Below are 7,773 nucleotides of genomic sequence, written 5' to 3' on the forward strand. Positions count from 1 at the left end.
CGGGCGGGACGCTGCCGAGCGCGGCGCCGGAACGGCAGCCACCAGCGTCATTTTGAGATTGAAAGGCGCGCATCTATTTCGCGTCCACGATGTCGCAATCAACGTGGATGCGCTGGCGCTGGCCGATGCTATGCTGGCGCGTGTAACCGACCCGTCCGGACGCTGAGCCATGTATGTCATCCGCATGAAGAACTGCGCCTTCTTTGCCCGGCACGGCGTGCTGGACGAGGAGGAGACGCTCGGCCAGCGTTTTTATGTCGACGCGGCGCTGACCGTCGAGCCGGGCCGGGCGCTCGTCGAGGATTCGATCGAGGACACCGTCAACTATGGCGTCGCCTTCACGGTGATCGAGAAGATCGTCACCGGGCACCGGCGTTTCCTGATCGAGGCGCTGGCGCTGGAAGTGGCCAAGGCGCTGACGGCGCGGTTTCCGCAGATCAAGCGGGCCGAGATCACCGTGCGCAAGCCCAACGCGCCGGTGCCCGGCGTGCTCGACCATGTCGAGGTGACCGTTGTCTGGCCCGAATAACACGGTCTACCTCAGCCTTGGCGGCAATCTCGGCGATCCCGCCAAGTCGATGGCGGCCGCGCTGCGCCTTCTGGATGGCGACGACAAGACCAGCGTCGTCGCGGTCTCCTCGCTCTACCGCACGCCGCCCTGGGGCAAGCTCGACCAGCCGGATTTCCTCAATGCCGCCGCCACGATCGCGACCGGGCTTGCGCCGCGCGAACTGCTCGATCTTTGCCTCGATGCGGAGCGTCGGCTGAAGCGGGTGCGCGAGGAGCGCTGGGGGCCCCGGCTGATCGACATCGACATATTGGTGTTCGGCGACCGCATCATCCACGAGACGGGCCTGGAAGTGCCGCATCCGCGCATGCTGGAGCGTGCCTTCGTGCTCGCGCCCCTGGCCGAGATCGCGCCGGAGCTTGCCATCGGCGGCAAGAGCGTGTCGGAGCGCCTCGGCGCTGTCGATGCGTCCGGTATCGAGCGCCTGCCCTCGGGCCGCGACTGGTGGCTGCAATAGGCTAACCCGCAGCCGGATCCGTTGGTGGAAGGCGGACCTTTGCCGTCGCAATCATCCACTCAACCACTTCCAGCGGCACATCAGGCTGGGATAGCGTAAGCGTCATCTTCCCATCGACATCCGAGAAGAAAATCTCGCCCACTATGTGCTCATATTGGTCGGCGAGTTCCAGATACATGCCATCGCGTTGGACATCACTTCCAATCGTGGCCTCATAGTTGCGTCCAGCCAGCTCAATCATGTGACCAGTATCCGCGTGCCTGACAATCAGCCGGAAAATCCGCCGCCGTCGAGGAAGGCCTGTTCCTCCGGCGTCGTCTCGCGGCCGAGCATCCGGTTGCGATGCGGGAAGCGGCCGAAGCGCTGGATGATGTCGCGGTGCTCGACCGCATATTTCAGATCGGCCTGGGCACTGGTGGAGGTGAGTTCCACCGCTCGCGCCTGATCGACGAGCAGTTCCGAATGCTCGAAGGGCAGATAGAGGAAAACGCGAATGTTCTCTTCGAGCGCCAGGTCATGGCCGGCGGCAATGGCCTTGCCGGCGAAGTACCGCGCCAGCGGATCGGTCGCATACATATGGCCGGTGCCGCGAAAGCAGTTGCGCGGAAACTGGTCGAGCAGGACCATCAGCGCCAGCGAACCTTCGGCGTGTTCGCACCAGTCGTCGCATTCGCGCCGCGCGGCGGCGAAGTGCAGGTCGAGAAACCGGTTGCGGAAATCCGCGTCGAAGGCATCGTTCTTCTCGAACCAGGCGTCCTCGCCGGCCTCACGCCAGAATGCGGTGACGGTGAGCGCCCGTTTGTCCAGTTCAGCCATCTATTCCTCCGCAGGCTCGGATTTGCTTAGCACGCCGGCGGTCTCCTCGTTGAGCGCCTGGCCGGTGCGGCGCGGCGGCGTCAGCGGCGTTGGGATCGGCGTGCCGATATTGCCCTTCAGGAAGCGCTGGCCGGCGCGCACGCCTTCGGCCAGTTGCATCTCGAAGCGCGCGGTGTCGCGACGGCGGACATCCTCGATCACCTCGGCGACGTCTTCCGGGTCGACGCCCAGCGCTTCGAGCGCCGAGCCGCCGAAGACCAATGCAGATTCGAAGGTCTCGCGCAGCTGGTAGTCGACGCCGGCACGTATGAGCTGCAAGGCAGTGCCGCGGTCGAAGGCGCGCGCCAGGATCGTCACCAGCGGGAATTCGGCCTTGATCAACTGCGCGATGCGCACCGCGGCTTCCGGTTTGTCGACGCAGATCAGGACTGCGCGCGCCCGCCCGGCGCCGGCTGCGTGCAGGATATCCAGCCGCGTGCCGTCGCCGTAATAGACCTTGAAGCCGAAATCGGCCGCCGCCTGGATCATCTCGACCTCGTTGTCGATGATCGACACATCGATGCCGCGCAGCAGCAGCGGCTGGGAGGCGATCTGGCCGAAGCGGCCGAAGCCGATAATGAGCACGCTGCCGGAAAGGCCTTCGGCGACGTCGACGCCGTCGAGCGATTGCTCGTCGCGCGGCGTCACATAGCGCAGCGCGATGATGGCGAGCGGCGTCAGCACCATGGAGATGATGACGATCGCCGTCAGCGTCGCGTTGGCCTGGCCGTCGATGATGCCGACCGCCGCCGCCGCCGAATAGAGCACGAAAGCGAATTCGCCGCCTTGCGCCATGAACACGGCGCGTTCCAACGCCTCGCGATGACCGGTCTTCAGCATGCGGGCGACGACGTAGATGCCGAGCGCCTTCATCACCATGTAGGCGACGACATAGATGGCGACCAGCCGCCAGTTCGCGGCCACGACGTGCAGGTCGAGCGACATGCCGACGGCGAGGAAGAACAGGCCGAGCAGGATGCCGCGGAACGGTTCGATGTCGGCCTCGAGCTGATGGCGGAAGGTCGATTCGGAAAGCAGCACGCCGGCGAGGAACGCGCCCATCGCCATCGACAGGCCCGAAAGCTGCATGGCGAGCGCCGATCCCAGCACCACCAGCAACGCCGCTGCCGTCATCACCTCGCGGGCGCGGGCCTCGGCCAGGATGCGGAAGAACGGATTGAGCAGATAACGCCCCGCCACCACCAGGCCAACGATCGCGGCAAGGCCGATGCCGACCTCGGTCAGTCGCTGCGACAGGCTGGTCTCGGCGCCGCCCGGCGCCAGGAAGGCTATCAGCGCCAGCAACGGCACGATCGCCAGGTCCTCCAGCAGCAGGATCGAGACGATTCGCTGGCCCTTGGGCGTGGCGATCTCGCCGCGCTCCTCCAGCAATTGCATGACGATCGCCGTCGAGGTCAGGACGAAGCCGGCGCCGGCGACGAAGGACTGCGCGATCGGAAAGCCGCCGGCGAGCCCGACGCTGGTGAGCAGCGCCGCGCAGACGCCGACCTGCAGCGCGCCGAGGCCGAAGATTTCGCGGCGCAGGCCCCAGAGTCGCGACGGCTGCATCTCCAGCCCGATGATAAACAGGAACATGACGACGCCGAGTTCGGCGACGTGGAGGATGGCTTCCGATTCGGAGAAGATTCCGAGGCCAAACGGGCCGATGACGACGCCGGCGGCGAGATAGCCGAGGATGGAGCCGAGCCCCATGCGCTTGAAGATCGGGACCGCGACCACGCCGGCCGCGAGCAGCGCCACCACCTGGATAAGATCGCTGCCCGATGCTTCTACCGCCATGCCTCTTGTCCCTGTGTTCAGCAGCACTCCTTGCATGCAGTTGGAGCCAGAGGCAAGGGTGGGAAACCTACCAGGACGGGCAGGTGCCGTTGACGCGATTCCTCTGGTGGAACAATGGTCTCCGCTTGCCTGTCGGACGATCGGCATCTATATCTGGTAAATGCTTGACCATTCGTCCCGCCCGTCTTCGCCGACGCATATTCCGATGGATGCGCTCAGCGAAGTTCTGCAGGACTTTCGCTTGAGTGGCGTCAACTACGGCCGTTGCGAGCTCCGGCATCCGTGGAGCATAGACTTTCCGAAACAACAGCTGCTGCGGTTTCATTTTGTCGGCCAGGGTCCATGCTGGATTCACACCGAAGCGCAGGGCTGGCAGGAGTTGCGCAATGGCGATCTGGTCCTGCTGCCGCAAGGCATCGCCCACCGGCTGGCGAGCGCGCCGGACGTTGAAGGCGGCTCGCTCGAAGGTTGCCAGGTAATCAAGCTGGGCGGCAATGTCTGCGAAGTGGTTCGGCAGGGAACGGGCGCGACGAGCACTCTTTTCTGCGGCTCCATGGCCTTGGGCTCCTGTGCGCTCAACCCATTGATTACGTTGATGCCGCCTGTCATCAAGGGTTGCGACGTGGCTGGGAATGACCCTGTCGTCGGTCCTCTGCTGGCGGCCATGACGGTGGAGGCCGCGCAACCGCAGATGGGCAGCGCCACGATCCTGTCGCGTATGGCGGACTTGCTAACGGCCCGGCTCATCCGCTGCTGGGTCAATTGCAACGGCGCGTCGACCACCGGTTGGCTCGCAGCCATCCGCGACCCGCATATCGGCCGCGCTCTGGCAGCCATGCACCGCGACCCCGGCCATAACTGGACGCTGGGAAGCTTGGCGAGCGTGGCAGGCCAATCGCGCTCGATTTTCGCCGAGCGCTTCAGCGCTGTCCTGGGGGAAGGCGCCGCACACTATCTCGCCCGCATGCGTATGCAGCTTGCCCGCGAATTGCTGGGCCAGAACGGCTTGTCGGTTGCCGAAGTCGCTACCCGTTTGGGCTACGATTCCGAGGCATCCTTCGCTCGCGCGTTCAAACGCATCACCAATGTTTCGCCGGGCGTTGTGCGTCGCACAAATCCCGGACGAATAGATATGAATTTCGGATTCTAAGGTACATATCATCCGGGCGGACTTGCCTATCTAAGATCTCCAATTTTTGGAGATTCTTCCGTGACTGACACAACATTACAGCTTGAAGACGCAGCGATCGGCCTTGATGCCGATGCGCCAACCGCGTGGGGCGCAGTCACCTGGTTCGCGGTCATTTCACTGGCGGCCACCAGCTTTGCCCTGGTGTCCGCCGAATTCCTGCCGGCCGGTCTATTGACGCCGATGGCGCGCGATCTCGGCATCAGCGAGGGAACGGCCGGACAGGTCGTCACCGCCACCGCTTCGGTCGGCGCCGTGACGGCCATGCTGAGCAATGTTCTCATCGGCCGATTGAACCGCAAGACGGTGCTGATTGGCCTCATGGCCCTGGCGGTCGCTTCCAATATTCTTGCGGCGCTGGCGCCCAATTTCTGGCTGCTGTTGCTTGGCAGAGCCGGGCTCGGCATCGCGCTCAGCGCGTTCTGGGCGCTTTCGGTTGCCGTCGTGGCGAGGCTGGTTGGCGCCAACGCGACAGGTCGAGGCATGGCCATCGTCACTCTTGGCGTCTCGCTCGCCACCATTGCCGCACCCTCGATGGGAGCGCTGATCAGCGACTGGCTGCGATGGCGCAGCGCCATGGCGATGACAGCGGGGCTGGCGCTGGTTGCCATGCTGCTGCAGTTTCTCAGCCTGCCGACCTTGCCTGCAAGTGCAAGCAATAGCCTTGCCGACGTATTTCGGCTGACACGGCGGCGTGGCATTCAACTCGGCATGCTTGCCATTGTCTTGCTCATGACCGGGCATTTCGCCGGCTCAGTCTATGTGCGCCCCTTCCTCGAACACGTGACGCTGCTTGCGACCGGGCCGATAGCGCTCGCGCTGCTTGGATTTGGCATCGCCGCAGTGGTCGGAAACATTGCCGGCGGCCGCTTGGCCGATGCCAATATCCGCACGGCGCTCGTGATCACCGCTGCGTTGATGGCGTTTGCGGCGCTAGCATTGGTGCTTTGGGGTGTGCACATCGGCGCTGCCTTCGGCTTCGTTACGCTTTGGGGCTTGGCGTTCGGCATGGGGCCGGTGGTGCTGCCGACTAATCTGTCGCGTGCGGCACCTGACGCGCTGGAAGCGGCGGGCAGCCTGATGGTCGTCTCTTTCCAGGTCGCCATCACCATTGGCGCGGTTGTCGGTGGCTATGTCGTGGACAATTACGGCGCTACGGCGCCCCTGACGCTTACTGCCATCCTTGCCGCATCGACGGCTCTGCTGGCGCTGCTACAGCCTCGCAGCTGAACCCTGCGTCGACCATCGCGGCGGCCAGGCTCCGGGCCGCCGCGATGTTGCAGCCGCGTTACACAAGTTTACGTGATGCACGCGTTGCGTGTTGCCACAATCGACGGCTAAGGGACGCTCGGCTTCGGCCATTGGGAGGGAGCGACCACCGCTGCCTTTTTTGAGGAGATGACTGACATGAAGAAGTTTTTGCTCGTCGCCGTGGGTGTTGCGGCGCTTGCCGGTTCGGCCTGTTCGAAGGCGCCTGAGTGCACCGCCGAGATGGCGACCAAGAAGGCGCAGGACATGACTGCCGCGCTGCAGGAAGCGATCACCAAGGATCCGTCCAAGGCAGCCGACCTGTCGGCCAAGGTCCAGGCTGTGACGGACAAGTACAAGGACGCGTCGACTTTGGCCGAGGCCTGCAAGGCCTATGACGAAGTGACGGCCGCCATCAAGGGCTGAGCGTCCAAATCGAAAACGAGCGAGGCGGTGGCTTGAGGCCGCCGCCTTTTTTTGTTGCAGGTTGTGGATCTCAGTTCGGCGCGATCGAGCCGACTTCGACGGTGTCTACCCGCTTCAGGCTCATGCCGATCACCGGCACCAGCTGTTTGTTCACGCGCACGGCGACCGTCACCGTCATCGAATTGTCGTCGGGGATGCGCGCCTGCATGACGCCGTTCAATTGGTTGCGGTTGATGGTGAAGACGACCTTCTGGGCGTCGACGACATTGCCGCCGATGATGTCGAGCCCGTTTCCGGACGATCCACCCATGAAGTTGCCCTTGTAGTCGCGACCCTTGCGTTCGACGGTGGCGGACATCTTCTGCGTGAACACGCCGACGCGGCAATCGCCGTCGAGCGTCATGCCGGTCTTGCCGTCGGGCGTCGTACCATTGAAATTGCAGGTGAATTTCGTGCCCTTGTACTTGCCGGCGACGATTTCGCCCGGACCGACCCACTTGCCCTCGACCGACCGGAAGAACTGCTTGTCGGGTTCGGCTCCAAGCGCTTTTCCGGCAAGGGCCAAAGGTGCCACAACCGCGACCGCAAGAGGCAGGACGCTGTACAGATTTACACTTTTCATAGACGACACCCGGCAGCAAGAACGCTGTTTGCTAGACGTGTCAGACCATGAACAAGATTGGTTAATGCTTCGTCACTTGGCGGCGCAGATTACTTGCCGGGAGCCGAAGTTTCGCCATCTTTCCGGGCCGCGAACGATGTCAGCGCGGAGAGGAAATCGCTCAGTCCAGGCCGCCTTGCGGCGATAAAGGGCAGGGGCCGCGCCGTTTCCATCGCCGCTATGCCGATTCGTGCCGTCATCATGCCGTTGACGACGCCCTCGCCAAGCTTCGCCGAAAGCCTCGCGGCAAGCCCATGGCCGACGATCTGCTGCACGAAACTGTCGCCGACGGCGATCGAGCCGGTCACCGCCAGATGCGCAAGAACGCTGCGCGCCAGCCGGAAGAAGCCAAGCGTGCCCGGCCGGCCGCCATAAAGCTCCGACAGGCGGCGGATGAGTCGCCCGGCCTCGAACACGACGTAGGCGACATCGACGAGGGCGCGCGGGCTGACCGCGGTCACCAGCGACACGCGCTTTGCCGCTTCGAGGATCATCGCCCTGGCGCGGGCATCGAGCGGGCCGAGGATCTCGGTCTCGGCGAGCCGCACCAGATTGCCGCCGTCGATGAT

Annotated in this window: 10 protein-coding genes and 1 pseudogene; 6 read left to right on the top strand and 5 right to left on the bottom strand. The window is 64.1% G+C overall.

Annotated features, from left to right (window positions below):
• The 3 genes and pseudogenes from EN738_RS36445 to folK form a co-directional block, all read left to right on the top strand.
• A pseudogene (locus EN738_RS36445) lies at positions 1–166 on the top strand (dihydropteroate synthase); the annotation flags it as partial.
• A 3-nt stretch (positions 167–169) separates the two neighbouring features.
• Positions 170–529, top strand: coding sequence for a dihydroneopterin aldolase (gene folB, locus EN738_RS26645; protein WP_127286302.1), 360 nt, complete (start codon positions 170–172; stop codon positions 527–529).
• The gene (gene folK, locus EN738_RS26650) at positions 513–1,025 is read left to right on the top strand and encodes a 2-amino-4-hydroxy-6-hydroxymethyldihydropteridine diphosphokinase (protein ID WP_127286303.1); all 513 of its coding nucleotides are present in this window, start codon (positions 513–515) and stop codon (positions 1,023–1,025) included. Before folB ends, folK begins: the two co-directional genes overlap by 17 nt.
• Position 1,026: 1 nt before the next feature.
• Here folK and EN738_RS26655 read toward each other — a convergent pair whose 3' ends face one another.
• From EN738_RS26655 to EN738_RS26665, 3 genes are read right to left on the bottom strand one after another with little or no spacing between them, the layout of a single operon-like run.
• Positions 1,027–1,266, bottom strand: a complete 240-nt coding sequence (locus EN738_RS26655; protein WP_127286304.1) for a hypothetical protein — start codon at positions 1,264–1,266, stop codon at positions 1,027–1,029.
• 26 nt (positions 1,267–1,292) lie between these two features.
• Complete coding sequence (locus tag EN738_RS26660; protein WP_127286305.1) at positions 1,293–1,841, bottom strand: DUF924 family protein; 549 nt, start codon at positions 1,839–1,841, stop codon at positions 1,293–1,295.
• Positions 1,842–3,680: a monovalent cation:proton antiporter-2 (CPA2) family protein gene (locus tag EN738_RS26665; RefSeq protein ID WP_127286306.1), complete on the bottom strand. Its 1,839-nt coding sequence runs from the start codon at positions 3,678–3,680 to the stop codon at positions 1,842–1,844.
• Positions 3,681–3,840: 160 nt separating this feature from the next.
• Here EN738_RS26665 and EN738_RS26670 point away from each other — a divergent pair, with 160 nt between their 5' ends.
• The 3 genes from EN738_RS26670 (at position 3,841) to EN738_RS26680 (ending at position 6,543) form a co-directional block, all read left to right on the top strand.
• Positions 3,841–4,830 (top strand): AraC family transcriptional regulator, encoded by a 990-nt coding sequence (locus tag EN738_RS26670; protein WP_127286307.1) that lies wholly within the window; start codon positions 3,841–3,843, stop codon positions 4,828–4,830.
• 60 nt (positions 4,831–4,890) lie between these two features.
• Positions 4,891–6,099 (top strand): MFS transporter, encoded by a 1,209-nt coding sequence (locus EN738_RS26675; RefSeq protein ID WP_127286308.1) that lies wholly within the window; start codon positions 4,891–4,893, stop codon positions 6,097–6,099.
• A 177-nt stretch (positions 6,100–6,276) separates the two neighbouring features.
• On the top strand, positions 6,277–6,543 hold the full coding sequence (locus EN738_RS26680; protein ID WP_126054776.1) for a hypothetical protein: 267 nt from the start codon (positions 6,277–6,279) through the stop codon (positions 6,541–6,543).
• A gap of 70 nt (positions 6,544–6,613) precedes the next feature.
• On the opposite strand, the gene EN738_RS26685 is transcribed toward EN738_RS26680, so the two are convergent.
• Together EN738_RS26685 and EN738_RS26690 are read right to left on the bottom strand one after the other, a co-directional pair.
• Entirely contained in the window at positions 6,614–7,165 is a 552-nt protein-coding gene (locus EN738_RS26685) for a hypothetical protein (protein ID WP_127286309.1), read from the bottom strand.
• Positions 7,166–7,254: 89 nt separating this feature from the next.
• Positions 7,255–7,773: TIGR01620 family protein (locus tag EN738_RS26690; RefSeq protein WP_127286310.1), on the bottom strand; the 519-nt coding region annotated here is incomplete at its 5' end.

This window comes from Mesorhizobium sp. M4B.F.Ca.ET.017.02.2.1 (genome assembly GCF_003998955.1).
Classification (GTDB): domain Bacteria; phylum Pseudomonadota; class Alphaproteobacteria; order Rhizobiales; family Rhizobiaceae; genus Mesorhizobium; species Mesorhizobium abyssinicae.

What these genes read in the sequence shown, in the direction of transcription:
- EN738_RS26680 (WP_126054776.1), top strand. Translation starts at nt 6,277, where the DNA reads ATGAAGAAGTTTTTGCTCGTCGCCGTGGGTGTTGCGGCGCTTGCCGGT.
- EN738_RS26660 (WP_127286305.1), bottom strand. Translation starts at nt 1,841, where the DNA reads ATGGCTGAACTGGACAAACGGGCGCTCACCGTCACCGCATTCTGGCGT.
- folB (WP_127286302.1), top strand. Translation starts at nt 170, where the DNA reads ATGTATGTCATCCGCATGAAGAACTGCGCCTTCTTTGCCCGGCACGGC.
- EN738_RS26670 (WP_127286307.1), top strand. Translation starts at nt 3,841, where the DNA reads ATGCTTGACCATTCGTCCCGCCCGTCTTCGCCGACGCATATTCCGATG.
- EN738_RS26685 (WP_127286309.1), bottom strand. Translation starts at nt 7,165, where the DNA reads ATGAAAAGTGTAAATCTGTACAGCGTCCTGCCTCTTGCGGTCGCGGTT.
- EN738_RS26665 (WP_127286306.1), bottom strand. Translation starts at nt 3,680, where the DNA reads ATGGCGGTAGAAGCATCGGGCAGCGATCTTATCCAGGTGGTGGCGCTG.
- EN738_RS26655 (WP_127286304.1), bottom strand. Translation starts at nt 1,266, where the DNA reads ATGATTGAGCTGGCTGGACGCAACTATGAGGCCACGATTGGAAGTGAT.